The sequence below is a fragment of the Gaoshiqia hydrogeniformans genome (assembly GCF_049347105.1).
In the GTDB taxonomy this organism is placed as follows: Bacteria; Bacteroidota; Bacteroidia; order Bacteroidales; family Prolixibacteraceae; genus Gaoshiqia; species Gaoshiqia hydrogeniformans.
On sequence record NZ_CP186334.1, the window covers coordinates 4,475,080 to 4,500,688 of the forward strand.

General features: G+C 45.9%; 23 protein-coding genes. 9 read left to right on the top strand and 14 right to left on the bottom strand.

Annotation, left to right across the window (positions count from 1 at the left end; all coding sequences use genetic code 11):
- The 3 genes from ACOIT5_RS17830 (at window position 1) to ACOIT5_RS17840 (ending at window position 3,698) form a co-directional block, all read left to right on the top strand.
- On the top strand, window positions 1-1,455 hold the full coding sequence (locus tag ACOIT5_RS17830) for an MFS transporter (protein ID WP_423127517.1): 1,455 nt from the start codon (window positions 1-3) through the stop codon (window positions 1,453-1,455).
- 38 nt (window positions 1,456-1,493) lie between these two features.
- Window positions 1,494-2,630 carry an endo-1,4-beta-xylanase gene (locus tag ACOIT5_RS17835; protein ID WP_423127518.1) on the top strand — a complete coding sequence of 379 codons (1,137 nt, stop codon included), beginning with the start codon at window positions 1,494-1,496 and terminating at the stop codon, window positions 2,628-2,630.
- A 96-nt stretch (window positions 2,631-2,726) separates the two neighbouring features.
- Entirely contained in the window at window positions 2,727-3,698 is a 972-nt protein-coding gene (locus ACOIT5_RS17840; protein WP_423127519.1) for a glycoside hydrolase family 43 protein, read from the top strand.
- Between the two features lie 289 nt (window positions 3,699-3,987).
- Here ACOIT5_RS17840 and ACOIT5_RS17845 read toward each other — a convergent pair whose 3' ends face one another.
- The 8 genes from ACOIT5_RS17845 to ACOIT5_RS17880 all read right to left on the bottom strand — a co-directional run bounded on the left by ACOIT5_RS17845 (window position 3,988) and on the right by ACOIT5_RS17880 (window position 10,722).
- A complete protein-coding gene (locus ACOIT5_RS17845; protein WP_423127520.1) occupies window positions 3,988-4,722 on the bottom strand; it encodes an outer membrane lipoprotein-sorting protein in 735 nt (244 codons plus the stop codon).
- Window positions 4,723-4,733: 11 nt separating this feature from the next.
- Window positions 4,734-6,005 carry an ABC transporter permease gene (locus ACOIT5_RS17850; protein WP_423127521.1) on the bottom strand — a complete coding sequence of 424 codons (1,272 nt, stop codon included), beginning with the start codon at window positions 6,003-6,005 and terminating at the stop codon, window positions 4,734-4,736.
- Window positions 6,002-7,180, bottom strand: a complete 1,179-nt coding sequence (locus tag ACOIT5_RS17855; RefSeq protein ID WP_423127522.1) for an ABC transporter permease — start codon at window positions 7,178-7,180, stop codon at window positions 6,002-6,004. The genes ACOIT5_RS17850 and ACOIT5_RS17855 overlap by 4 nt, the downstream gene beginning before the upstream one ends.
- A 73-nt stretch (window positions 7,181-7,253) precedes the next feature.
- Complete coding sequence (locus ACOIT5_RS17860; protein ID WP_423127523.1) at window positions 7,254-7,643, bottom strand: four helix bundle protein; 390 nt, start codon at window positions 7,641-7,643, stop codon at window positions 7,254-7,256.
- Window positions 7,644-7,696: 53 nt separating this feature from the next.
- Window positions 7,697-8,398, bottom strand: coding sequence for an ABC transporter ATP-binding protein (locus tag ACOIT5_RS17865; protein WP_423127524.1), 702 nt, complete (start codon window positions 8,396-8,398; stop codon window positions 7,697-7,699).
- 86 nt (window positions 8,399-8,484) lie between these two features.
- Window positions 8,485-8,862 (bottom strand): four helix bundle protein, encoded by a 378-nt coding sequence (locus ACOIT5_RS17870; RefSeq protein WP_423127525.1) that lies wholly within the window; start codon window positions 8,860-8,862, stop codon window positions 8,485-8,487.
- 80 nt (window positions 8,863-8,942) lie between these two features.
- Window positions 8,943-10,082 (bottom strand): hypothetical protein, encoded by a 1,140-nt coding sequence (locus ACOIT5_RS17875; RefSeq protein ID WP_423127526.1) that lies wholly within the window; start codon window positions 10,080-10,082, stop codon window positions 8,943-8,945.
- A 49-nt stretch (window positions 10,083-10,131) separates the two neighbouring features.
- The gene (locus tag ACOIT5_RS17880; protein ID WP_423127527.1) at window positions 10,132-10,722 is read right to left on the bottom strand and encodes a TetR/AcrR family transcriptional regulator; all 591 of its coding nucleotides are present in this window, start codon (window positions 10,720-10,722) and stop codon (window positions 10,132-10,134) included.
- Between the two features lie 222 nt (window positions 10,723-10,944).
- Between ACOIT5_RS17880 and bcp the strand changes: the two genes are divergently transcribed.
- The 5 genes from bcp (at window position 10,945) to thrC (ending at window position 17,642) form a co-directional block, all read left to right on the top strand.
- Complete coding sequence (bcp, locus tag ACOIT5_RS17885) at window positions 10,945-11,412, top strand: thioredoxin-dependent thiol peroxidase (protein WP_423127528.1); 468 nt, start codon at window positions 10,945-10,947, stop codon at window positions 11,410-11,412.
- A 2-nt stretch (window positions 11,413-11,414) separates the two neighbouring features.
- Window positions 11,415-12,443, top strand: a complete 1,029-nt coding sequence (gene recA, locus ACOIT5_RS17890; RefSeq protein ID WP_423127529.1) for a recombinase RecA — start codon at window positions 11,415-11,417, stop codon at window positions 12,441-12,443.
- A gap of 226 nt (window positions 12,444-12,669) precedes the next feature.
- On the top strand, window positions 12,670-15,099 hold the full coding sequence (gene thrA, locus ACOIT5_RS17895; RefSeq protein WP_423127530.1) for a bifunctional aspartate kinase/homoserine dehydrogenase I: 2,430 nt from the start codon (window positions 12,670-12,672) through the stop codon (window positions 15,097-15,099).
- An 11-nt stretch (window positions 15,100-15,110) separates the two neighbouring features.
- A complete protein-coding gene (locus ACOIT5_RS17900; RefSeq protein WP_423127531.1) occupies window positions 15,111-16,322 on the top strand; it encodes a cofactor-independent phosphoglycerate mutase in 1,212 nt (403 codons plus the stop codon).
- Between the two features lie 18 nt (window positions 16,323-16,340).
- Entirely contained in the window at window positions 16,341-17,642 is a 1,302-nt protein-coding gene (gene thrC / locus ACOIT5_RS17905; protein WP_423127532.1) for a threonine synthase, read from the top strand.
- A gap of 12 nt (window positions 17,643-17,654) precedes the next feature.
- Here thrC and ACOIT5_RS17910 read toward each other — a convergent pair whose 3' ends face one another.
- Window positions 17,655-18,554, bottom strand: coding sequence for an SMP-30/gluconolactonase/LRE family protein (locus ACOIT5_RS17910; RefSeq protein ID WP_423127533.1), 900 nt, complete (start codon window positions 18,552-18,554; stop codon window positions 17,655-17,657).
- Between the two features lie 105 nt (window positions 18,555-18,659).
- Between ACOIT5_RS17910 and ACOIT5_RS17915 the strand changes: the two genes are divergently transcribed.
- A complete protein-coding gene (locus ACOIT5_RS17915; protein ID WP_423127534.1) occupies window positions 18,660-19,304 on the top strand; it encodes a DUF2490 domain-containing protein in 645 nt (214 codons plus the stop codon).
- Window positions 19,305-19,306: 2 nt separating this feature from the next.
- Here ACOIT5_RS17915 and ACOIT5_RS17920 read toward each other — a convergent pair whose 3' ends face one another.
- The 5 genes from ACOIT5_RS17920 to ACOIT5_RS17940 form a co-directional block, all read right to left on the bottom strand.
- Window positions 19,307-21,382 (bottom strand): TonB-dependent receptor, encoded by a 2,076-nt coding sequence (locus ACOIT5_RS17920; RefSeq protein ID WP_423127535.1) that lies wholly within the window; start codon window positions 21,380-21,382, stop codon window positions 19,307-19,309.
- Between the two features lie 149 nt (window positions 21,383-21,531).
- Window positions 21,532-22,959, bottom strand: coding sequence for a RapZ C-terminal domain-containing protein (locus ACOIT5_RS17925; protein WP_423127536.1), 1,428 nt, complete (start codon window positions 22,957-22,959; stop codon window positions 21,532-21,534).
- Between the two features lie 216 nt (window positions 22,960-23,175).
- Entirely contained in the window at window positions 23,176-24,234 is a 1,059-nt protein-coding gene (locus tag ACOIT5_RS17930; RefSeq protein WP_423127537.1) for a hypothetical protein, read from the bottom strand.
- Window positions 24,218-25,240 carry a hypothetical protein gene (locus ACOIT5_RS17935; protein WP_423127538.1) on the bottom strand — a complete coding sequence of 341 codons (1,023 nt, stop codon included), beginning with the start codon at window positions 25,238-25,240 and terminating at the stop codon, window positions 24,218-24,220. Before ACOIT5_RS17935 ends, ACOIT5_RS17930 begins: the two co-directional genes overlap by 17 nt.
- A 12-nt stretch (window positions 25,241-25,252) precedes the next feature.
- Window positions 25,253-25,447 (bottom strand): hypothetical protein, encoded by a 195-nt coding sequence (locus ACOIT5_RS17940; protein ID WP_423127539.1) that lies wholly within the window; start codon window positions 25,445-25,447, stop codon window positions 25,253-25,255.
- Window positions 25,448-25,609: the final 162 nt, after the last annotated feature.

The window sequence follows — 25,609 nt, forward strand, 5'->3', positions numbered from 1 at the left end:
ATGAATACAACTTCTCAAAGAGTCCCTGTTTTTGAAAAGATCGGCTACAGCCTGGGCGACCTGGCTGCCAACCTGGTTTTTCAGACATTAATTACCTACCTGGCCTTTTTTTACACCGACATTTATGGCCTGAAAAACAACGATGCCTCACTGATTATGCTCGTTGTCGGGCTGGTTGCTGCTTTCGCGTTTAACCCCGTAGTCGGGGCCATTGCCGACCGCACACGTTCGCGCTGGGGCAAGTTTCGTCCATGGATCCTGTTCACATCAGTCCCGCTGGGCATAGTCGCTTTGCTGGCCTTTTCAACGCCTCATTTTTCATACCAGGGTAAGCTGTTTTACGCCGCGGCAACTTACACGCTGCTGCTGATGCTTTATGCCTCGAACAACTTACCCTATTCCGCCCTCAGCGGGGTAATTACCGGCGACATGGGCGAGCGCAACAGCATCTCCAGCTACCGTTTTGTGGCCGTGATGTTTGCCCAGTTTTTTGTACAGGTGTTTATGTTACCCATTATTGAATACGCAGGCGGCGGCGATAAGGCAGCCGGTATGGAAACGGTGATGACCTGGCTGGCCATTGTTGGAACGCTGCTGCTGATAATTACTTTTCTGACCACCCGCGAGCGTATTGTACCCACAGCAGAGCAAAAATCGAGCTTGAAGGAAGACCTGTCGGACCTGATGAAAAACCGACCCTGGCTGATTATGCTCGCCGTTACAATCCTGATTTTCATCACCCTGGCCATGAAGGGTGGTTCTTACGTGTACTACTTTAACAACTATGTCGACCAGCAGGTGTTGGAACAGTTTATCAGTCCTGTTCTGGCAGGGCTTTCGTCCATCGGGTTCAACTTTTTTGGTAACGACCCTACCTCGGCCGGTTTCGGCTTATTCAATGCCGGCGGTATCATTTTCATGATTGCCGGAATTGCCCTGTCGAAAAGACTGGCCGACAAATACGGTAAACGGGATGTATACCGGAACGCCTTAATCGTGTCGACCGTGTTTATCCTGATTTTTTACTTCTTCCCGCCCAAAAGTGTGGGCTTGATGTTCGCCTCGCAAATACTGCACGGTTTCTTCTATGGAATGACCATCCCGGTACTCTGGGCGATGATTGCTGATGTAGCCGACTTCTCTGAATGGAAAAACAACCGCCGGGCAACAGCAATTATTTTCTCGGCTATGATGGTCGGACTGAAAGCCGGTTTGGCTATCGGCGGCGCCTTGGTAACCTGGATCCTGGGCCTGTACGGTTACATCAATAAAGATACAGCAGAGGCCGGTCAAACGATTGTTCAGCCCGGATCAGTAACCGCGGGAGTGAAAATGCTCGTGAGTGTTTACCCCTCCATCCCGTTTTTGCTGGCGGCCGGGCTGTTGTTCTTTTATGTGATCAATAAGAAAATGGAAGTGCAGATCCAGAATGAACTGACGGCCCGCCGGAAATAAAACGAATAACCGGAATTTTCAATCTTAAACAATTCAAAATGAAAAAAATGAAATCCGCTTTTTTATACCTGTTGGTTACCGTTGTGCTGCTTTCAGCCTGCAGGGGTGAAACACCGGCAGACAAAAAGCCTGCGTTAAAGTCCGCTTTCGCCGGCAGGTTTTACATTGGCACAGCCTTAAATGCCAGTCAGATCACCGGCAGGGATTCTGCCGGGATCCGGGTTGTCAAAGAACAATTTAATGCCATCGTGGCCGAGAACTGCATGAAAAGTGCAGAGATTCAGCCCCGGGAAGGCGAATTTGATTTCTCGCTGGCCGACCGGTTTGTCGACTTCGGGCTTGAAAACGGCATGTTTATCACCGGTCACTGCCTGATTTGGCACTCGCAGGCGCCACGCTGGTTTTTTACCGACAGCCTGGGCAATAATGTTTCTGCCGAGGTGATGACCGAGCGGATGAGAAATCACATTCATACGGTTGTTGCCCGTTACAAAGGCCGGATTAAAGGCTGGGACGTGGTAAACGAGGCGATTCTCGAAGACGGATCTTACCGGAAGAGTAAATTTTATGAGATCCTGGGGGAATCGTTTATTCCTTTGGCCTTTCAGTTTGCACACGAAGCCGACCCCGATGCCGAATTGTATTACAACGACTACAACGAGTGGTACCCCGGAAAACGTGATGCGATTGTACAAATGGTCCGCAACCTGAAAGCCGGCGGAATCCGGATTGACGGAATCGGCATGCAAGGGCATATTGGCTTGGACAGCCCATCGCTGGAAGATTACGAAGCGGCCATGGTGGCCTATGCCAACGAAGGTATGAAAGTGATGGTTACCGAGCTGGATTTATCAATTTTACCTAACCGCAGACGGGATGTGGGAGCAGATATCGCTACAAATATGGAATATCAGCAGGAACTGAACCCGTACGCCGATGGCCTGGTCCCGCAGGAAAAACAAGACGAGTGGGATGCCCGGATGGTGGATTTCTTCAATTTGTTTCTGAAACATTCGGAAAGTGTAAGCCGCGTGACCTTATGGGGCGTTTCGGACGGCGATTCGTGGAAAAACAATTTTCCGGTCCGCGGGCGTACAGACTACCCGCTGCTGTTCGACCGGAACCACCAGCCAAAATCAGCAGTAGAAAAAATTATTGAGTTAACGAAAGAGTAGGGTCATCCCGAACTTGTTTCGGGATCTCTTGCGATAAAAGGGAGATCCTGAAACAGGTTCAGCATGACAGATGAATATAGAAAAACCAATAAAAAAATGAAAAAAGCAAAATACCTGGTGCCGCACCTGTACACGGCCGATCCGGCCGTACATGTGTTTAACGGCAAACTATACATTTACCCCTCGCATGATATCGAATCGGGCATTCCCGAAAATGATAACGGCGATCATTTTGATATGCGCGATTATCACGTCTTTTCGATGGATGATGTTGACGGCAAGGTAACCGATCACGGGGTAGCGCTCGATGTGAAAGACATTCCCTGGGCCGGCCGCCAGTTGTGGGATTGCGATTGCGCCTGCAAAAACGGCAGGTATTATTTGTACTTCCCGCTGAAAGATCAAACCGACATTTTCCGAATCGGGGTAGCCATCGCCGATCAGCCTGAAGGACCTTTCATTCCGCGGGATGCGCCCATGAAAGGCAGCTACTCGATCGACCCCTGCGTGTTTCGCGACGACGACGGATCGCACTACCTGTACTTTGGCGGCTTGTGGGGAGGCCAGTTGCAGCGCTACCGCAACAACAAAGCCATTGAGTGCGGGCACGAACCAAAAGATGATGAACCGGCATTGCCATCGCGCGTGGTGAAACTAAGCGACGACATGCTCGAATTTGGCGAAGAACCGCGCGAAGTCATCATCCTGGATGAAAACGGCCAGGCATTGAAAGCCGGCGACCACAACCGCCGTTTTTTCGAAGCCTCCTGGATGCACAAATACCAGGGGAAATACTACTTTTCGTATTCAACCGGTAATACCCATCTGCTGTGTTACGCCATCGGCGACAGCCCCTGCGGGCCTTTTACCTACAAGGGAATCATCCTCACCCCGGTGACAGGCTGGACCACCCATCATTCCATTGTTGAATTCAACGGAAAGTGGTACCTGTTTTTTCACGACAGCGTACCCTCCGGCGGCAAAACCTGGCTGAGAAGCATCAAAGTAGTGGAACTGGAATATACCGGCGACGGCAACATCAAAACCATTGAGGGCGGATCTCAATAAAGAGATCATATGTTTCTCTGGCATGGAAATCAGGTATGAAGAAATTGGTTATCAGGAGAAGTAAAAAACAGTCTTTTTCTGAAACAGATTTATTTGATGCAGGAGAAAAGGAAACATACAGACAAAGATTTACGGTATGGTCTTAAATCAGGAGATAAGCATTGTTTTAACCAGCTTTTCAGAAAATATTATTCTCAGGTGTATCCCGAAAAAATGGAAACAAAAAAGTTAAAATCCTGATAATCATGTAATTTATTGACTTTTCTGTTTTTGTCAGATCAATTTTTTCTTATTGTTTCAATGCTGCCTTGGTGAAAATATATTCAGGGATTTCCTGGTTGAATTTGATGTTTGTCATTTTAAATCCGGTACCTTCGCCCTGTTTCAGCATGTCTTTGTACAGGATTTTGGTGGGAAACCAACGCCCCTGCACCTGGATGACCTCGCTCATGACAGATTGTTTCAGCAGTTGCCCGCTTTTGGCAAATAGTTCTTCTTTGAGCGGAATAAACCGTTCGCGGTCAATCCATACCTTTCGCGACGCGTACGCCACGTCAGGAACTTTGGCCGTCAGGCTGAGCACCCAGCATTGGCGGCTCTCAATGGTTTCTTCGCCGGTCACTTCGGCTGTGTACAAGTCGGTCAGTTTGCGGTCTTCCATCATGTCTTCGTACGAAAGGTCGGAACCCATGACCGACTGCCGGAGCATATGCCCCGAAATTTGAATGGTGCGGTCGGTCGAGGGAGAGTAAATCCACAACTGGTTTTCAAGTTTTAACATTTTTGTTCCTTGCTCACGCGCCGGAGACAAATATTCTGTAAACGATTTTTTGTCACCAACGGTGTGTGATTTTAGCGTGATGGTCCGGCTGCTCCGTTTCCCGTGAATGGTCATCGACGATTCGAAGACCCTGTTTTCAGACGACATGTTTTTGTCCACTTTTTCAAGGATTTCATCAGCATTGGGCTGGCTAAAACCAGTCACTGCAATGAAAGTTAAAAGGCTTATAATGATTGTTTTCATGTTTTTACTATTTATGCTTCCAGTTCTTTAAATAATTGCGCGGTTTTTCGCTGGTAAATACCGATTCCCGACAGGGCGGTACCGATGACGGTTGAAAGGACGCCCGGGATAAAACCCAGGTAAAAATCGACCGGGGCAATGTGTGTGCGGATGGTGGAAGGCATCATCACCGAAGCGCCTTTCATCATGCCGCTGATGTCGATGCCGTAAGTCTGGATCAGCCAGGAGACCGACAAGCCCAAGGCCGTACCGGCAACCGAACCCACGATTCCGATCATTACCGATTCGGCGATCATCGATCCGTAAACATGGTCTTTTTCTTCGCCCATCGCCAGGCGCACCCCGATTTCACCGTAACGGCGCAGGCCGCCAAGCAAGCCGGCATTCCACAACACCAGCGACATGGCCAGCATAAAAACCAGGGTAACAATCATCGACATACTTTTCGACATGTCAACAAACATCGCCATGTTCTGGTCGCGAAGGCTGAGCATCGCCGGGGCGAATTCGTCGTTTTCGTCTTCGTATTTCGAATTGAACTTCCCGACGACTTCTTCAGCCCGTTCCTGCTCGTAATAACCTGTTTTGAAAAAGCCGGTTATTTCACCTGCTGCATCATCCATATCCAAAGCCGTCCGCACATCTTCCAGATCGACAATCAACGTGCCTCGGTCGAGTGCCGCAGCTCCAAAAAACACAGTGCCCGCCACCGTGAAATTCTGCATGCTCATGCTTCCGTTCATGGTGGAGCTGATCAGGGTAATTTCATCGCCGGGGTTTACTTTCAGCTTTTCAGCAAAGGCATTGCTCAGCAACACTTCGCCGGGACTGACAGGCATAGAGCCCTTCACCAGCGAATTTTCCAGGTTCAGGCGTTCCGTTTCCCCGCTTTTTCCCGAAAGCAGGTCGAGAGCCATTCCCATAGCAGGCCCCTGCGAACGCGTTTCGCCGGTTTCATCCGGAACATCGACCAGTCCGCCAAAATGAATTCGTGGCGCCCAATCCATCCGGGGAAACTCCTGTGCCAGGTTTTTCACCAATTCACCGACATCCGTCAAGGCCAGATCGTTCGGCAACTGGTTACTGTTGTCGGCATAAGCTCTGGTCATCACTTTAACATGGCCGGTATTAAATTTGGCGTTCATTTCAATCGTATCGCCCATCACTCCGGTAATATAAGTGTGCATCAGCACGGTCAGCATCACGCCGGTTGCCACAACCAACACGGGTAACAGGCTTCTGCTTTTGTCGCGCCATAATCCTTTTAACAGAAATCGTATCATTGTATTTTCCCCCTTAAAGCGTCTGTTGGATTCATTTTAGCTATTTTTCTTGAAGGCCAGTAACTCACTGCCGCTGTGGTCAGCATCACGATCAGCACAGTTGAAACCACCAGGCCGAAACTGTACACCGGGTATAAGGTTTGTGCCATCGCCATGCCATAACCGCTCGCATCGCCGGGCATGGTCCAGCCGGTTTTGGCCTGCCAGGCGAGTAAAGGGATGCCATAAACGGCAGCCACCAGCGCCGCCAGCACCGAGTGCATGGCGCCTTCGACCGTAAACAGCCCGACCACTTCGCGTTTGGTGTATCCAAGCGCCACATAGGTGCCAATTTCTTTTTGGCGCCGGAAGATGGAAAGCACCTGCGTGTCGAAAATGGCCAGCATGGCGAGCAACAGCAGGATGATATAAAATATCGACTGCCCGACTGTTTTTGTTTTGATCACTTCGTCGATTTCGGCAGTTAATTCTTTTTCAGAGCGGTGTACCCAGTTTTCAAAGACCGGCCGTTCCTGATCGTTATCGCTGTAAGTTAGCGTAGTGGCCTCACCGGGCAACAAAAGGATTGACTGAAGTTGTTCCAATGCGATCCAAACCTGTCCCACATCAACTGAAGGCACGTTTGTCGAAAAAATGTCAATGATCAACAGTTCGGCGGCATCAAAAGTGCCGTTGGCGTCGCGCCATTGCATGGTGACATAATCGCCAATTTTCAGCTTATTTGTGCGCGCCATGTTGGCCCCAATGATGGCGGGTATCGCATTCATGGCCGTGTCCAGTTTTTGGGACGGTAAAGCCAGCAAGGTTTGTTTGGGGTTAATGCCTTTGATCAGGACAGACTGCATCCTTCCGGCCGGATAGATCGTGCCCTGGGCAATAAGCACCGGTTCCATACCTCCGTTTTCAATTTCTTTTTTAAATTCATCCGGAATGGGCGCGTGGCTTTCGGTGAGGGTGAACGGATCGTACGGATCGTATACTTCGTGCCAGTATTGGCCGCCGCCGATTTCCCAGTTTTTCATATCGGTTTTGGCCTGGTAATCCCATCCGGCAAGAATGCCTTTCGCCCAAATGATCACCACAAATGAAAACGACAACACGATGACGTTGAGCCAGGTACGTAGCCCTGCGCCGATCAAATTCCGATAGGCCAGTTTTATCGCGAGTTTCATCATCCAATTTTTATTTTTTGTTTAGTTTCAATTTCAGTGAACAGTAATCGGTGAACAGTAATCATTGAAACAGTACTTACTTTTGGCAAAAAAGAGATGCCTTATCAATCATTGAGTTCAACATTTTTCCAACTGCTTCATATCCGGTAATCAATTGATTACATGTATTTTCATCAATATACCTGCATTCAACGGAAATTTCTATCCAATGCCGGGTTTCATATTGTTCAGCATCAGCATCGGTTAGTTTCAGGATAAAGTGATTTTCATATTTTCGTTTACCCCAGGATTCAGCGATCTGGGCTCCGACAGATCTCGATGATCTTCTGATTTGGTCGGTAAGTGAATACTTTTCCTCTTTTGGAAAGTCTTTGGTTACTTCAAAAATTTGTTTTGACAGAGCTCTTGCCTGTTTGTAAACTTCCAAATCTTTAAAACTATCGGCATGTCCAGGTTTTTTATTCATATCACTTTTTTATTAATGACTGTTTACTGAATTCACTGTTCACTGTTCACCGATTACTGTTCACTGATCTCTGTTCTCTCATCCTTATCCAGCTTGCCGTCGCGCAGATAAATTTTCCGGCGGAGGTAGCTGATCACTTTTTCATCGTGTGTGGCAAAAAGAAAAGTGGTGTTCAGTTCTTTATTAAGCGTGACCATCGTTTGCAGGATGTTGTGCGAATTGGCAGCATCGAGGTTGGCGGTTGGCTCATCGGCCAGCACCAGCGACGGTTTCTTCACCATAGCGCGGGCGATGGCAACACGCTGGCTTTCACCTCCCGAAAGTTGCGGCGGTTTCGATTTGGCTTTATCGGTCAAACCGACCCATTGCAGCGCATCCATGACCATTTTTTTCCGTTCTGATTTGGTATAATTCAGAAGCAGTAAGGGAAATTCCACGTTCTCGAAAACTGTGTGTACCGCCAGCAGGTTATAACTTTGAAAGATAAACCCGAGGTTTTCTTTGCGCAGGCGGGCCGCCTCTTTGGCCGACAGCCGGCTGACCGGCTGATCCAGCACCGTGGCTTCACCCGAAGTTGGCGCGTCCAGGGAACCAATAATATTCAGCAGTGTCGTTTTACCCGAACCGCTCGGCCCGATCAGCCCGGCAAATTCACCGCGGCCAATTGTCAGGTCAATGCTGTTTAACGCGGTAAACTTTGATTTTCCCATGGGGAATGTTTTGACCAGGTTTTGGATTTCGATGATTGAATTCATATTATTCATTTTTATTTTTTCCATTGCTAACGGTAATCGGTATTCAGTACCCGGTATTCAGTAACCAATGTGTTGTATTATTCAGCCTATGTTTTGCAAAATTTACTTGATTTGTTGATCATGTTTTGGATCATTCTGCCTAATAGTTCACATTTGTTTGTCAAATGTCGGAATTGTTCCTCTTTAATGTAATCACATTCAAAAGCAACTTCCAGCCAGTGTTGGGTTTCCAGTTGTTCACCATCGGCGTCTGTCAGTTTCGATATAAAGTGTTTTTCATAGCGTCGTTTTCCCCAACCTTCGGCAATTTGAGCGCCAACAGATCTTGATGATCGTCTGATCTGGTCTGTCAACGAATATTTTTCTTCGGAAGGGAATGATTTTGAAAATTTAAAAATTTCAAATGAAATTTCCCTCGCCAACTTATACGTTTCCAACTCTTTAAAACTTAATGCGTAATTCATATTTGCTCTTGCTTTAAATTGTTTACTGTTTACTGATTACTGATTACTGATTACCGATTACCGATTACCGATTACGGTCATTAATGATTATACACAAACATCAGCTGCAACCCGCTGCCGGCGTATAAGTTCTCTCTTGCTCCGGGTGTTGGGATGTTGTATTTCTTTGGATTGACGTAGCCCATCAGGAACAAGGATATGTTGTTGAACTTTTTCTGCCAGTTCACAAAATTATAGGTCTGCTGGTTGGTCCAGTCGTAATAAACAATGAGACCCAGGTTGTCAATCAGATCAACTGGATACGACAGGTTCAGCAAAGAAAAAGTAACCGGTTCTTCAAATTGAAAAGCTTTTTCATCGAAGGCGGCGACGAGCTGTTCAAAGGTCATCGTCAGGCCATTTCCCAGGCCAAACGTATAATCCATGCCCACATTGATGATTTCCTGGTGGGTCAAACTCCCCATGTCTTTGCTTTTTCCGGTCCATGAAGCTTCAAGCCAATAACCTACCACGCGGTCGAATTTAGCATCAAAGCCAAGCCGGTTTTCGGCGATTTTGGCAAACTGAAATTCGGTTTCGGCAAGTTCGCGACTGTCGGCAACACGGTAATGATAGCTGACTGCCGCCTCACCGTTTGGTAAAGGCATTTGTAAGCGGCCACCGATTTCCGGAATGTTCCGGTTGGTTTTCATCGATTCCCAGCCCTTTGGATTTTTATTTCCGTATAAAACCCACAGCCAGGCGTTGGCATTATTCAGAAAATAATAGCGTCCCAGTATACCCCAAACGCCGTCAGTGAGCTGCAGGGGGTCGCGCGGGTCGAGCTGGTCGAACCACATGAGCGGCCGCAGCAGCGAAGCCGAACCGAAGTTGATCTTTTGGAGGCCGGCACGCAACTCAAACTGTTGGGTCGAATAGCGCGCCCACAGCCGGTAAGGCTTTAAATCGCCGTCAACATGCGCCGAATCAAACAGCTCGAAACCCATGTTGCCATATAGATTGGTGGATGCTTCAAAATCGATCAAACTTCCATCGTCAGCACCTAAGCGGTAATTGAGCTGTGGCAGGTAACGGGCGCCCGACCAGAACGGAAGGGTATTTTCGGGGTTGAAATGCCCCCAGGCCGAAAACTGCCCTTTAAAGTCAGGCGAATTCTGTGCCCATCCTGCTGAAAAGCAACATACCAATCCGATCGCTATCATATTTTCTAAAAACTTCATCTGCCAATAAGAATTAGTGTTCAGTAATCAGTAACTGAAAACTGCAACCTCATTTCCCTTCCCGGTTGGAGATGCCGTAAGAAACGAAGTTGGCGTATTCCATGATCAGTTCCTGCGGCGACCCGTACAGTTTCAGCAGGTTTTCATCCTTCATCATATCCACGATTTTAAACGAAACATGGATCAGAAACTCCGGCTTGAAATCGCTCCTGAAAACCCCTTCCTGTTGCGCCTTTTTAAAATCGTACAGCATTTCGTCCCACACTTTCCGGGTGATTTCCTCCACGTAAGCTTTTAACTCGGGTTGTGTGCCCAGGTAAAAATCTTCGAGGAATTCTTTACTGATATCGTGCGTACTTTCCTCTTTCATCAATATCATGCCCCTTATTTTTTCAGAAGCCGGAATGTCCGACGCCATCAGTTCCTTAAATTTCTGCCTGCCTTCTTCAACCACTCCGTCAAAAACCGTTTTTGCCAATTCAATTTTGTTGGGGAAAAATCGGTAGTAGGTCATCTTGCTTACGCCTGCTTTTTTGCAGATTTCTTCAATGCTGACCCGTCTGAAACCATGCTTCCAAAACAAATTACGCGCAGTCTGCACAAGGTCGTGGTACTTTTGATTTTTTAATTGTTCGTCCATCTGATATTACAAAATAATTTTAAATATACGATATTAATAAATTATGGCAAAAATCGTAAGATTATTTTTGAATCGTATATTTCCCTTTGTGTTCAGACGGTAGATAAAAAATATCCCTGCGGAGTTTTTTTCGGAGAATTTTATGGGGGAGAATTAATCCAAAATCAAGACTTATTGTTATCATTATTTCAAGTATATTTGTCTAATTAAACAAAAGAAAAAATGGCTTTATTGGCGAAAGGGGACAAAGCCCCTGATTTTAAAGGTTTAAATCAGAACGGTGAAACAATTTCGCTTGCCGGTCTTAAGGGGAAAAAGCTAATTCTGTATTTTTATCCCAAAGACGATACTCCCGGTTGTACAGAAGAATCGTGTAACCTGAACGATAGTTACGATGCCTGGCTGGCTAAGGGTTACGAAGTGATTGGGCTTAGCCCGGATAGTGTGGCCTCGCACAAAAAATTTGCGAATAAATACAACTTTAAGTTCAACCTGATTGCCGATACCGAAAAGGAAATTTTGCAGGCTTATGGCGTTTGGGGCCAGAAAAGCATGTTTGGTAAAAAATACATGGGCGTTTTGCGTACAACCTATGTCATTAACGAAGAAGGTGTGATTGAAGAGGTCATTGAAAAAGTAAAAACAAAAGATCATACAAAACAAATAATCAAAGCTTTAGATTTGAACTAGCTATGGCAAAAGAAGAACAAAGCAATGTCAATAAGGAAAAGCTGAAAGCGCTTCAGCTGACCATGGATAAAATTGAAAAAAGTTATGGCAAGGGTGCCATTATGAAAATGGGCGACCGCCCGGTTGAGGACGTTCCTGTTATTTCTTCCGGATCAATCGGACTGGATATTGCCTTAGGCGTAGGTGGTTACCCCAAAGGCCGGATTATCGAGATTTACGGACCTGAATCTTCAGGTAAAACCACGCTGGCTATTCATGCGATTGCCGAAGCGCAAAAGGCCGGAGGTATTGCTGCTATTATTGACGCGGAACATGCCTTTGACCCGTATTATGCAAAAAAATTGGGCGTCGACACCGACGAACTGCTGATTGCCCAGCCCGACAACGGCGAGCAGGCGCTCGAAATAGCGGACAACCTGATTCGTTCGGGTGCCGTTGATATCGTCGTGATCGACTCGGTAGCCGCTTTGACACCGAAGGCCGAAATTGAAGGCGATATGGGCGACTCGAAAATGGGTTTGCAAGCCCGTTTAATGTCGCAGGCTTTACGGAAACTCACGGCCAACATCAGCAAAACCAGGACCTGCTGTATCTTCATCAACCAATTGCGCGAGAAAATTGGTGTGATGTTCGGAAACCCCGAAACCACAACAGGTGGTAACGCGCTGAAATTCTACGCTTCTGTTCGTCTGGATATCCGGCGTGTCGGCCAGATTAAAGACGGGGAAGAAGTTCAGGGGAATAATGTTCGCGTAAAAGTGGTGAAGAACAAAGTTGCGCCTCCGTTCCGGAAAGCGGAATTCGACATCATGTATGGCGAAGGCATTTCAAAAACAGGCGAGATCATCGACTTGGGCGTGATTTATAACATCATCAAAAAAAGCGGATCATGGTTCAGTTATGGCGAAACCAAATTGGGGCAGGGGCGTGAAGCCGTCCGCGCGATTTTGATGGATAACCAGGAACTGGCCCAGGAACTGGAAACCAGGATTTTTGAAGCTGTAACCAAGTCGACAACGACCGCGGTTTAAAAATACATGTGCAGTAAAAGTCCGGGTGTGGCCATGCTGCTTCACCCGGACTTTTTTGCGCATACCCGAAAATGAAAACAGGTAAAGTGAAAAAACGATTCACAGGATTCTTATAATTGAATATTAAGTACACGATGTAATTGTAAGTTTCTTCGCTGTTTTTTTACGATTTGAAATTTTTTGATTGTATTTTTGGCAAATCTGAAAGCATAATTTACTATAAGAAATGAAAGTGTTGAAATTTGGAGGTACCTCAGTCGGAAGTGCAGAAAACATCCGCAGGGTAAAAGAAATTACTGATCGTCAGGACGACGATGCGATTGTTGTTGTTTCTGCCCTGGGCGGAATCACCGACAAGATATTAAATGCCTCAAAAATGGCCGTTCTCGGAACGGAATATTTCAACACCGAAATTACCGGAATACGGGAACGGCACGAAGAAGTGGTGGAGTCGTTGTTTGCCGGCGACAAAAAGGTCGAAGTGAAAAAGCAGGTGGGACAGCTGTTGGACGAACTGGCAAAAGTCATTCAGGGCGTTTCCATGATTGGCGAACTTACCCCTAAAACATTGGATAAAGTGGGTGGTTTTGGCGAACGCCTTTCATCGTATATCATCAGCGAATTTATTAGCGGTTCGCAATGGATTGACTCGTCTCAGTTGATTAAAACCGACAGCGCTTTCGGAAAAGCACAGGTCGATTTTGACTTGACTGACCGGTTGATCAAAGAAAGATTCAGCAATTTTAAAGGCGTATGTGTCGCCCCGGGTTTTGTGTCCAGCAACCTGGATGGTGAATATACCACCCTTGGCCGTGGCGGTTCAGACTATACGGCTGCGATATATGCGGCGGCTTTAGATGCCTCGGTGCTCGAAATATGGACCGATGTCGACGGATTCATGACAGCCGACCCGAGGGTGATCAACAAGGCCTATGTGATAAAATCGCTGAGTTATGCTGAGGCGATGGAGCTGTCTCATTTTGGGGCAAAAGTAATTTATCCGCCCACTATTTTGCCGGTTTACAAGAAAGGTATCCCTACCTGGATTAAAAATACGATGCGGCCCGAAGCGGAAGGGACCCTGATCACGGAAAGCCGTAAAAACGGGAAAGATTTGCCGATTAAAGGGATTTCGTCTATTTCGAACATTAGCCTGATGACCGTTCAGGGGCTGGGGATGGTGGGTGTGACCGGCATTTCCATGCGTTTGTTCGGCGCCCTGGCGAAAGAAAACATCAACGTGATCCTGATCTCGCAGGCTTCGTCCGAAAACTCCATTTCGGTTGCAGTTGATACGCCCAAAGCCAGTCTGGCTGAAGAAGCGATCCGGCAAGAGTTTGAGCGCGAAATTGCCATTGGAAAAATCAATAAGGTGGAGGTGGAGAGCGAGCTTTCCATCGTAGCCATCGTGGGCGAAAACATGAAACATTCGACCGGCATTGCCGGAAAACTGTTTAATACCATCGGTAAAAACGGGATCAACATCATTGCCATTGCTCAGGGCGCATCGGAGCTCAACATCTCATGGGTGGTGAAAAACAGCGATTTGCGCAAAACACTGAATGTGGTGCACGAATCGTTTTTCCTGTCCGAAAATGTCGAAGTCAACGTGTTCCTGCTGGGTATCGGGCTGGTCGGCGGAAACCTGCTGAAACAAATCAGGCAGCAGCAGGATAAATTGCTAAAGGAGAAACACCTGAAAATTAAACTGGTTGGCGTGGCCAATTCGAAAAAGATGTTACTCGACCGCGAAGGAATTTCCATCGACGGTTTCAGGGAGCAACTCGAACAGGAAGGGCAACATTCAAATTTACAGTCATACAAACAAGCGGTGATCGACATGAATATTTTCAATTCGGTATTTGTCGATTGCACGGCTTCCACGGCGTCCGCCGATTTATACGGCGAACTGCTTGGAGCCAACGTGTCCATTGTAACGGCCAATAAAGTAGCGGCTTCGTCGGAATACGAAAATTACCTGCGATTAAAGCGGATTGCCAAAAACAAAGGCGTCAAGTTTTTGTTTGAAACCAATGTTGGCGCCGGTTTGCCGATCATTAACACTTTGAACGACCTGGTAAATGCCGGTGATCAGATATTGAAAATTGAAGCGGTACTTTCGGGAACCTTAAACTTCATCTTCAATACGATTTCGGATAAAATTCCCTTTAGTCAAACCATCCGGATGGCAAAAGATGAAGGTTATTCCGAGCCTGATCCGCGCGTTGACCTGAGCGGGATCGATGTCGTCAGGAAGCTGCTGATCCTGGTTCGCGAGTCGGGGTACAAAATTGAAAAAGAAGATGTTGTGATCAATAAATTTATCCCGGATGATTACTTTGCCGGAAGTATTGATGATTTTTGGGCGGGAATTCCCAGCCTGGATAACGACTTCGAAGCCCGGCGTAAGGTGCTGGCTGCCGAAAATAAGTGCTGGCGTTTTGTGGCCAAATACGAGGAAGGAAAAGCTGAAGTCGGCTTGCAGGAAGTATCGCAGGGGCATCCCTTCTTCGATTTGCAGGGAAGCAATAACCTGGTGATGTTCACTTCGGAACGTTATCATGAGTTTCCGATGATCATTAAAGGTTATGGCGCAGGCGCTGCGGTGACTGCCGCCGGTGTATTTGCCGATATCATCCGGGTGTCGAATATATAAGTCAACTTTTTATGAAGTACATTATCGTTTTAGGAGACGGCATGGCCGATGAGCCGTTGGAAAATTATGGCGGAAAAACCCCTTTGCAAATGGCGAACATCCCCGAAATTGACCGTTTGGCCAAGTTGGGCCGCTGTGGGCAGTTGGTTACCGTGCCCGAGCGTTTGCACCCGGGAAGTGAAATTGCCAACATGTCGGTATTGGGGTACGATGTGGAAAGTGTGTTTGAAGGTCGCGGAACACTTGAGGCTGCGAGCATGGGTGTAGTTTTGGAAGATGGCGACCTGGCGATGCGTTGTAACCTCATTTGTATCGAAGGCGAAAACATCAAGAACCATTCTGCCGGCCATATTTCAAATGAAGAATCGCATGAACTGATCGATTTTCTGAATGAAAAACTGGGATCTGATCGGATTATTTTTCATAAAGGTGTTTCCTACCGGCACCTGTTGGTAGTAAAAGGCGGCAAGAAACAGATGAATTGCACGCCGCCGCACGATGTTCCCGGGAAACCGTACAAAAACTACCTGGTAAGAGCCAAAGAAACAGAAGCGCGTAAAACTGCCGGGGTGATAAATGAGTTGATCGCCCGTTCGATGGATTTGTTGCCCGAGCATCCGGTCAATCAAAAACGTAAGGCGGCCGGGAAAGATATGGCAAACAGTATCTGGCCCTGGTCGCCGGGTTATAAGCCGCAAATGCCAACATTGAAGGAAATGTACGGTATTGAGCGGTCGGCCGTTATTTCTGCAGTCGATCTCATTCAGGGCATTGGCGTTTATGCCGGCATGGATGTGATTAAGGTGGAAGGCGCTACCGGTTTATACGATACCAATTACGAAGGAAAAGCCCGCGCAACCATCGGGGCCCTGAAAGACCATGATTTGATATACCTGCACATTGAGGCCAGCGACGAAGCCGGTCATGAGGGCGATGTGGAACTGAAAACCAAAACAATCGAATACCTTGATCAACGGGTGGTGAAGTATCTGGTTGAAGAAACCGCGAAAATGGACGAACCGGTTACGATTGCCGTGTTGCCCGACCACCCCACGCCTTGCGCAACCACGGTGCATACGAAAGATCCGGTGCCGTTCCTGATTTATAAACCCGGGGCATCGCCCGACAGCGTGGAAACTTATGATGAATTTACGGTAAAAAATGGCAGCTATGGCCTGATTCACGGCGCCGCCTTTATTCAGGCGCTGATCAGTCCGGTTTAATATTGAAAGAAGAAATAAATGAAATATTACAGTACCAATAAATCAGTGGCGGAAGTATCGCTGAAAGAAGCCGTGACCAAAGGCCTGGCCGACGATAAAGGATTGTTTATGCCCGAGCGTATTGAGGCATTTCCGCCTTCGTTTTTTAAGAACATCCATCAGCTTTCTTTTCAGGAAATCTCTTTCGAAGTAGCGAAAAAATTCTTTGGAGAAGATATTCCCGAAAATGAGCTGAAACACATTGTTTACGATACGTTAAGCTTTGATTGCCCGGTGGTGCATGTCAGCAGAAATATCTATTCCCTGGAACTGTTTCATGGGCCTACACTGGCGTTTAAAGATGTAGGCGGTCGTTTTATGGCCCGTTTGCTGGCTTATTTTCTGAAGGGAAATACCGGGCAGGTGAACGTGCTGGTAGCTACTTCGGGCGATACCGGAAGCGCGGTGGCAAACGGTTTTCTGGGCGTTCCGGGTATCCATGTTTATGTGTTGTACCCCAAAGGCCTGGTCAGCGAAATCCAGGAAAAGCAGTTTACAACCCTGGGCCAAAACATTACGGCCATCGAAATTGACGGTACTTTCGACGACTGCCAGCGTTTGGTAAAAACAGCCTTTCTCGATCAGGAACTGAAAAATGCCCTCACCCTCACTTCGGCCAACTCGATCAACGTGGCCCGCTTTTTACCCCAGGCTTTTTACTATTTCAACGCCTATGCCCGGCTGCAGGAAAAAGGAATGCCCGGCGACCTGGTGATTTCGGTACCCAGCGGGAATTTCGGGAACCTGACTGCCGGTTTGTTTGCCAAAAAAATGGGACTGCCGGTTAAGCGGTTTATCGCGGCCAATAACGAAAATGATATTGTATATCAGTACCTGCAAAGCGGAAAATACGAGCCGCGTGCATCGGTGGCAACAATTGCCAATGCGATGGACGTGGGCGACCCGAGCAACTTTGCCCGTATTCTTGATCTGTACGGACATTCGCACGAAGCCATCAGTACCGATATAAAAGGTTTCCGTTACTCGGATGCTCAAATCCGGGAGGCGGTAAACGAAGTGTATCATAAATATGCCTACCTGACCGACCCGCACGGGGCTACCGGTTACAAAGCACTCGAAGAAGATTTGCACGAAGGCGAGACCGGAGTGTTCCTCGAAACAGCCCACCCGGCCAAATTTACCGAAACGGTGGAACAGATTATTGGCAAAGGCAAGGTACCGCTTCCCGAAAAACTGGCTGAATTTATGAAAGGTGAAAAGCTCTCGGTGCCGATGAGTAAAGAATTCGACGACTTTAAGGCTTTCCTGCTGAAACAATAAGCCGGACTTTTTCTATTTCCGGTTTTCAACCCCTTCGACATTCATCCGGATTTTGTACACCGAAGTGCGGGCCGTAATAAACAGGGTTTTCCGGTCTTTTCCTCCAAAACACAAGTTGGCAGGCCTTTCCGGAATTTCGATTTCGCCAACCTTCTTCCCGTCAGACGAGAAGATGGAAACGGCTTTATTGGTCAGGTAAACATGGCTCTGGTTATCGATGGTCATGCCATCGGAGCCTTCGGGGGCAAAGAGCGTTTTGCCGGTCAGGCTGCCATCGGGTTCGATCCGGTATTTCCAGGTTTTTCCGTCGTTAATGTCAGCCACATACAGGGTTTTTCCGTCGGGTGTGCCGATAATGCCGTTGGGCATGATAAAATCGTCGATCACCCGGATCATTTCCCCGTTTGGTTTCACACAGTATACTGCCCGGCAATCCTGTTCCTGTTGGCGCCCTTCGGGCCACCAGGGGCGGTGGTAATAGCTGTCGGTAATATAAATCATTCCGTTCGGGTGAATCCACAGATCGTTCGGCCCGTTCAGCAACTTATGGTCAAACTGGTCGGCCAAAATTGTTTTTTCGCCGTCCGGGGGAATGCGGAGCAGGCGGTTCCGGTAGTCGGCACATGCAATCAGATGGCCTTCGGCATCAAAATAAAGCCCGTTTGCCCGTTCGCCGTCAACATCAAACAGGCGGATTTCATCTGTTTCGTTCCAAATATAGATTTTGTTATTGGGCTGATCGGTAAAATAAATTTCACCGTCGCGGGTGACGGCCGGACCTTCGGTAAAGGCAAATCCTGTTTTGACGAGTGCCGGTTCGTTTCCTGTCTCCACCAGGTCGGAAAGTGTTTGTGCTACGGCCTGAATATTCAGGGATATAAAGATCAATAAAAAGCTGATTATGTTTTTCATGTGGTTTATTTCTTAACAGGTTTGATTTTCTGTGTATAAAATTCATCATTTTTTTCAGAAAAGAAATATTTTCGCCTGAAAACTGAACCGATACAACCCAACTGAATGAAAAAAGTACTGATTTTAGTTTTTCTGCTAAGCTGTTTGTGCGTGGCCAATGCCCAGGACGAACGGGAACTGTTTTTGTGGAATACCACATCGGTAACAACCGGCATTCGTCCGGCATCCGTACTTTGTTTAAGTGTCAGGACGCAATATCAGCCATCGGAACGGCGGCGCGATCTTTCGTATTTGGACCTTTCGTGGACTAACACGTTGAACAGCTGGCTAAAACTTGGACTTGCTTACCGGTCGGTACAAACACCCCGCGAAAGCGGCGATGTGTACGAGTATCGTCCTCAGGCTTTCGGCGTGCTGTACAACAACAAACGAAAAGTGCAATACAGCCTGGCCAACCGGATGGAATACCGTTTGTTTAACCGGGGAGAAACGCACTTTCGTTATTACAATAACTTCTTTGTTTATTTCCCAGCGATTATTTCGAAATTACCCAAACCTTACGCGGGCGAAGAGTTGTTTACCAAATTAAATGGCGTGGGGCTTCATCTGGCCCGGCTGTATGGCGGTTTGCGTGTTTGGGAATGCAACTCGTTTGATATCGACCTCTATTATATTTTTCAAAAGTCGAAAACGGCTGATCAATGGAATGATGCCGATATTTTAGGGATGAACCTGAAGTTCAAAATTTAATCTCAAAACGAATAACTTAACCGGATGCGGGCGCTGAAGTTTCGGGGCAGGCCGGGATAATAATAACGCGGCAACTGGTTCCCGAATGCGGATGCGTTTATCAGTACCATGGAGGCATAACGGGTATCGGTCAGGTTGTAAACAGCCCCCGACAAGTCCAGTTCCAGTTGTTTCCATTGTTTTTTGTAACTGCCGGTCAGGTGAAATAATTGGTAAGCATCAGAATAAACACTGGCGTCGTCGCGCAGAGGCATGGCGCCAACATAACTGTATTGCAGGCTGATTTGCAGATTCTTTTTAAAGTTGCTTCCGGCAGTCAGGTTGAGCTGGTGACGGGGGACACCGGTTAGGTCGTTATCTGAGTAATCAGCTTCTTCATCAACAAAATCAACAAAATAGTGTGGCGTAAAGCTGCCGTTTATGCTGAGCTGATGACTGGTATGGCGGGTTTGCAGAAAACGGTATTTCAAGGCATACTCCAATCCCGGGTGCGCCGTTTTTCCGGCATTAACACCTATGAACGCATCTTCGGCGGTACGCCGTGCCACCAACAGGTTTTTTACCTGCATGTAATACACCGAAATATCATAAAAAAGCCCGTTCATGAATACGCCCCTGCTTCCCAGTTCGTAATTCCATCCCGATTCGGGTTTGATGCCGGTGTTGCGTTGTCCGTCGGGCATCAGGGTTTCTTCCAGGCTTGGTGGAGAAAATCCGTGGCTAAGAGTTCCGTAGAGGGCCGATTGCGGCCGGAGGGCATAGTTGAAGGCCAGGCGTGGCGATATCACCCGATCAAAACGATGACGGGCAGATTGGTCTCCGTCGGTTAAAAAACGGTCTTGATATCGGTACGAGGTTTGGTTGACGTTCAATCCGGTCACCAGGTTTAATCTTGCGGAGAGTGCATATTGGGCCTGTGTAAACAGGTTGATGTACCGGCGCTTTTCCTGGTTGTTGGAAAGCAGGTTTCCCCGTTCCCGGCCTTCATTGGCATAGGTCGACCAGTTGTAGCGCTCAAAAAAGCTTTCGTTTCCGATCGTAAGTTTTAGTTCCCGGTCTGAAAGACGCATTTTTTTCTCGACGACCCAACGGCCGCCAATATAATTGTTGTTTTCATCCAGGGTATTGAACGGCCTCAGCTCGTCGTTTTCGCGGGTATGGGCAAACAGGCTAAACCGGGTGGTCAGCTCATTTTTCCAGTCCGATTGTACCGAGAGCCCGGCCATGAGCTTCCGGTAATCTTCGTAGCCCCGTATGGCAGCCCAGTTGGCGGCAGCTTGTTTGGGGGAATGGTTGAATACTTCGCGGTCGATCGAGCTGGGGATATAGGCCATCAGGTCGGTGTAGGCGGCGATCAGGTTTAAGAGGTGTTGCCCGGCACAGAGTTTACCGATGTAGCTGAAGTTTGTCCGGTCGGTTTGATTATTCTCCCGATACCCTTTGCTGGTTAGCTGCTCGGCATAAAAGGCCTGTTGAAGCTTTTTGTTTGCGAGGCTGAGGTTAGCCCGGTGCAGTTGGGTGTTGAATGACGAAAGTGTACTTTCAGTCAGCAGGATATTCCGGTCGGCTTTGGGCGCGTGAAACAGTAGCGTGCCGCCGAGCCCTGAACCGTAATAACCCGACGCCGGCCCTTTGATAATCTCCAGTCCGGAGATGAAATGCAGGTCCAGATCTTCGATGGTGGTTTCGCCAACACCGTTTGTCAGCGGGATATCTTCGAAATAGGCCCTCACTTTATTCGATGCGTAAGGTGAGCGGCTGCCCATGCCGCGAATACTGAGCCGGTTGGTATTCAGGCTCCCGCTTTGCATCAATACACCGGGTGCCATGCTGATGACGGAGGCGATGCTTTGTCCGGGAGTTTGCCTGAGCTGACCAGCCGAAATAAGCGAAACGGCTCCCGGTGTTTCTATCAACGGATGTTCGTAACGAAAGGCCTGCACGGTGATCTCGTCAAGCGGGATATGAAAGGGTGTTGGAATGCTGTCGGTTGCCTGCGCCTGGTTTTGTCCATAGCCACGCAGGCCTGATACCGCAAAAAACAGACAGAGAACTATATAACTGGATACTCGGTTCATCCGGTAACTTCCTGCTGATCCTTTACTTTTTTAGGCTTGCACACTTTATCTTCCTTATTTGCCTTTTGCCCGCATTTTTTGCAAAAATATTTCGGATTTTCAGGTTCCTGGTAGTCTTCTTTTTTACACGCTGTTTTACCCATTTCTTCTTAAAAGTCTTGTTCCCTGTGTGAAAGAACAACGTTTACCGGGAAATTGTTTTTCAGGTGTTCACTCATTTTCTCTGCTGCATAAACCGAACGGTGCTGTCCGCCGGTACATCCGAAGTTGATGCTCAGGTGGGTGAATCCGCGCGACAGGTAGGTGTTAACCGACTGATCGGCCAGGGCAAAGGCGTGCGTCAGGAAACCGGCCATGTCGGGTTCTTTTTCAAGAAAGGCAATTACTTCCGGGTCTTTCCCGGTAAGCTGTTTAAACTCGTCGTAACGCCCGGGGTTATGAATGGCGCGACAGTCAAAAATAAAGCCGCCTCCGTTTCCCGACAGGTCGTCGGGCAGGCCTTTTTTGTACGAAAAACTGCCGACCTGTACTGTTAGCTTTGCTTTTTGTGCGCCAATCTTTCGCAAAAAGGCTGACTGGCTGACCGCTTCGAGCACCTTGAACAGTTCGGGCAAACCGATCGGGATATTGTTGTTGCGAAGCAGGTATCTCAGGTTTTCGAGGGCAAAGGGAATACTTTTCAGGAAATGTTCTTTCTTCTCGTAGAATCCACGGAAACCATATGCGCCCATGGCCTGCATGATGCGAATAAGCACATAACCGGTAAAATAGGCTTTAAACTCTTCGCGGTCGAGGGTCTGGTATTTTTCGAGCTCGTCGAGATAAAAACTGAGCAGTTCATTGCGTACATCCTGTGGAATATCGGCTTTGGCATCGTACAACAACGAAGCCAGATCGTACTGTAAAGCCCCTTTCCGGCCTCCCTGGTAATCAATAAAAGCCACTTTGTTGTCGCGCAGCATGATGTTTCGCGACTGGAAATCGCGGTACAGAAAGAAATCGCTTTCGGCCGCGAGCAAATAATCGCTGAAGTTTTGAAAATCGTCTTCCAGCGCCTGTTCGTCAAACGGGATTTTGGCCAGCTTCAAAAAATAATACTTGAAATAATTCAGGTCCCACATCATCGACTGCTTGTCGAAGGCGGCGCGGGGGTAACAATAGTCGTAATTGATGCTTTTCCCGGCCGTGATTTGTATTTTGGGAAGCTCGCGCAGTACCCGTTTGTACACATGAATAATTTTTTCGGAAAAGCCCTCCAGCTCGCGGGTGCGGCTCAGGTAATCAAACAAGGTGAGCTTGCCGAGATCTTCCTGGATATAACAGGTCTTTGCCTGGTTGACGGTATAAATTTCGGGCACAGCAATTCCCCGGCTGAAAAAATGAGCTGAAAATTCGAGGAAAGCCAGGTTTTCGCGTATATCTTCGTTGTAGGCGCCGATCGCCTGGTGGTTTTCACTTTTAATCCGGCAATATTCGCGGTACGACCCCGAGGGGGGCAACACTTCAAAAGCAGTCATTTCTTCCTGAAAATGACCTTCGTATAAGTGGATGAGTTCTTCTTTTATCGTTAAGTCCAAAGCTGATTCTTTTAAGTTCGAAAACAAAGATAAAAGAATTGTATTCAGTGGCCGATACAGCCGGCAGTTTTCGGCGGGAAATCGCTTTTAACCCCCGCTGGCGCAAATTTGTAATTTGTGCCTTTGCCCTACTGGGCGAATTCCGTCGAAAGCCGGACAAGCCTTTTTTTGCTTTTACAAGCAAGGCTCGGTTTGAAAAATCATGTCTGTGGAGGTTTAGAATACGTGTATATTAGATACATACAATATTTTTCTGCCTATTCCTCTTTCGTCGGTTACATCAAAAACAGAATAGATTTTTTTATAGTCGATATGCATTTTATAAGAATATCGAGGAATGTTATAATTAACTATTTCCCACTCATGGTCGACTAATTTATAAAGCGCTTGATTTTCCCGGAATTGTTGTTTTTCCCTTCCTTTTTTTTCAAGAGGTATTCTTTGACTTTTTAATAGATATAATTCTTTTGTGCCTTCGTCTGATAAAAGATTATATGAAACAAAACTATTCAAGGTGTCTTTGTAAAGCACATTATTTTGAATTACATCAACTGTATATTTATTTTCATCCGTGAATTTATAAAGTACATTTTCCAATATGTCATAAACATAGAGTTTTTTATTATTCTCGGTGAATGGGAAAAATGTATTAACGGTGCACTTTAAGGAAGGGGTTCTTTTTTTTACGATGTAATTTTCATTTACAGCAAATCCGATATTACTAATTTTGTTTAAACTGTCTTCATTTTTTCTTTTCTTCTGATTTCCATCTTGTTTTTCTTTTTCTATCAAAGTTAGTTTAAAGCTTTTTGTGGTTTGAAAAAGTTCTTTTCTCACGTAGGAATCAGTAATTGGAAAACATTCATTGAAAATCAAACGATCATTTTCTATAGAAAAAGATACAACCCCCGGTTTATAATCTAAGTTGCATAGGTCAGATTTATAGAAAAAGATAGATTCGTAATAGAAGATTTCATTATTATGCCAAAATTTAATATTAGCTGGTGCTGATTTAAAAAACAATGTATCAATTGCTAGGTTTTCATTATCTAATAAAACAAATAATGCACCATTACTTTTTGTTAAAAGCAGTACTTTATAGTTATTAAAAATCACAAAATCGTGAATGTCAAAATTTGCATTACCATAGATTAGAGTAAAGTTTTCTAATTGAAAGGGATTTTGAATTGTATCAAGTGCTGTGTGTTGGCTATTTGCTTTTATGTTAGTTATTAGCATAAAACAAAACACATAATATTTAAATTTGAATCTCATAAAAGTAAATTTTGTTGTCTTTGTGATGTAGTGTGTATAGATAGTTCCCAATTATTTTAATTTGAGTTGCCTTATTTGGTAAGAGAAAACTGCTTTTTAATTCCATATCTTCATTAAAAACATGGATTCTTTTTCTGAGTGTAGAAATGACAGATTCTTCATCAGGTGATTCAGGATCAACCGTTTCAAAATCCACTTCCCGCAAAATGAAAATCAAACTATCTTCATACACATCAGCGCTATATGCTTGATAAATTGCAGGATTGTTAATCATAGCCTTATTTATAAACTTTTTATTATTGCCCATCAATGGCAGAAAATCATTTTTCAGGATAAATTCTTTGGTTTTATCCAATATGTAGTACTCACCAATCCAATCATAAATGAATATCAACCTGTTTTTTGTTTGAATTAAATGGCCGGTTAATAAAAAATCTTCTACTTCTTTTTTGGGTTCAATCTCACATATACTCGTTGGTAGTATCTGCTGTTCAAAATAATCTAAAACATTCATTGAAAAAAGGGGAGTATCTAATTCTAAATTAATTCCGGCAATGTAAATTTCCCCATTATTTAGAATTGGGTTACTAGTCATATCCATGTTCTTAAAAACTACTTCATATTCTTTGCTATGCAGATTTAAAATAATAAAATTCGGTATTCCATCTATAAATAGCATACTATCGTTGAAAACTTTTAAGCTCAAAATGTGACTTAATATATGTGAGAAATTATAAGTTTGAATTTGTCGATTAACAATATTCCTCATGACAATTTCTATCCTCTCTTTATTGAGAAAGAGTTGTCTGTTTTCAAAAATTTCAGGGAGCTTATCTATATGATAGTTATCTATTATCAGACTATCAACTAAAACAATCATTTTATGTTCTGGCGGCTCTGTATTGTTGTTGCAACTATACAATAGATATATAGCTAAGAATAACAATGCTTGAATTGTTCTCATAAATGCAAGAATCATTAGTGAAGTGGCAGTTAAATCTGCCACTTCACTCGTAGATTAATTAAGACATATTTTAATTGTAAATCCCCCATGACATTCAGCCACTGCTTCTGCATCTTCTTGTGTATAAGCTCCATCAGCCGCTAGTGCCCTTTTTAATGCAGAACATCCACAATTAATTGCTAAAGCGTCTGCTTTTTGAGGAACTGATGATATAAATACAAATATGTAATCGATAAAATAAAATGTCAACTTTTAACAACGCCATAAATCAACAGCATTCTATTGATATTTAATTAGTTACAGAGACAAAAACCAAAAATAAATCGTTCAAAATAAAATGTCAACTTTTCGAGTTAAAAAAATCCCTCAAAACAAACGTATTGAAGGATTCTTTAAAAAGTCTTATCTTTG

Excerpts from the sequence above, each read along its gene's own strand:
- ACOIT5_RS17845 (WP_423127520.1), bottom strand. The coding sequence starts at position 4,722 with ATGAAAACAATCATTATAAGCCTTTTAACTTTCATTGCAGTGACTGGT.
- ACOIT5_RS17860 (WP_423127523.1), bottom strand. The coding sequence starts at position 7,643 with ATGAATAAAAAACCTGGACATGCCGATAGTTTTAAAGATTTGGAAGTT.
- thrA (WP_423127530.1), top strand. The coding sequence starts at position 12,670 with ATGAAAGTGTTGAAATTTGGAGGTACCTCAGTCGGAAGTGCAGAAAAC.
- ACOIT5_RS17865 (WP_423127524.1), bottom strand. The coding sequence starts at position 8,398 with ATGAATTCAATCATCGAAATCCAAAACCTGGTCAAAACATTCCCCATG.
- ACOIT5_RS17915 (WP_423127534.1), top strand. The coding sequence starts at position 18,660 with ATGAAAAAAGTACTGATTTTAGTTTTTCTGCTAAGCTGTTTGTGCGTG.
- ACOIT5_RS17910 (WP_423127533.1), bottom strand. The coding sequence starts at position 18,554 with ATGAAAAACATAATCAGCTTTTTATTGATCTTTATATCCCTGAATATT.
- ACOIT5_RS17875 (WP_423127526.1), bottom strand. The coding sequence starts at position 10,082 with ATGAAGTTTTTAGAAAATATGATAGCGATCGGATTGGTATGTTGCTTT.
- ACOIT5_RS17835 (WP_423127518.1), top strand. The coding sequence starts at position 1,494 with ATGAAAAAAATGAAATCCGCTTTTTTATACCTGTTGGTTACCGTTGTG.
- ACOIT5_RS17850 (WP_423127521.1), bottom strand. The coding sequence starts at position 6,005 with ATGATACGATTTCTGTTAAAAGGATTATGGCGCGACAAAAGCAGAAGC.
- ACOIT5_RS17840 (WP_423127519.1), top strand. The coding sequence starts at position 2,727 with ATGAAAAAAGCAAAATACCTGGTGCCGCACCTGTACACGGCCGATCCG.
- ACOIT5_RS17855 (WP_423127522.1), bottom strand. The coding sequence starts at position 7,180 with ATGATGAAACTCGCGATAAAACTGGCCTATCGGAATTTGATCGGCGCA.
- ACOIT5_RS17870 (WP_423127525.1), bottom strand. The coding sequence starts at position 8,862 with ATGAATTACGCATTAAGTTTTAAAGAGTTGGAAACGTATAAGTTGGCG.
- bcp (WP_423127528.1), top strand. The coding sequence starts at position 10,945 with ATGGCTTTATTGGCGAAAGGGGACAAAGCCCCTGATTTTAAAGGTTTA.
- ACOIT5_RS17900 (WP_423127531.1), top strand. The coding sequence starts at position 15,111 with ATGAAGTACATTATCGTTTTAGGAGACGGCATGGCCGATGAGCCGTTG.
- ACOIT5_RS17930 (WP_423127537.1), bottom strand. The coding sequence starts at position 24,234 with ATGAGATTCAAATTTAAATATTATGTGTTTTGTTTTATGCTAATAACT.
- ACOIT5_RS17880 (WP_423127527.1), bottom strand. The coding sequence starts at position 10,722 with ATGGACGAACAATTAAAAAATCAAAAGTACCACGACCTTGTGCAGACT.
- recA (WP_423127529.1), top strand. The coding sequence starts at position 11,415 with ATGGCAAAAGAAGAACAAAGCAATGTCAATAAGGAAAAGCTGAAAGCG.
- ACOIT5_RS17920 (WP_423127535.1), bottom strand. The coding sequence starts at position 21,382 with ATGAACCGAGTATCCAGTTATATAGTTCTCTGTCTGTTTTTTGCGGTA.
- ACOIT5_RS17830 (WP_423127517.1), top strand. The coding sequence starts at position 1 with ATGAATACAACTTCTCAAAGAGTCCCTGTTTTTGAAAAGATCGGCTAC.
- thrC (WP_423127532.1), top strand. The coding sequence starts at position 16,341 with ATGAAATATTACAGTACCAATAAATCAGTGGCGGAAGTATCGCTGAAA.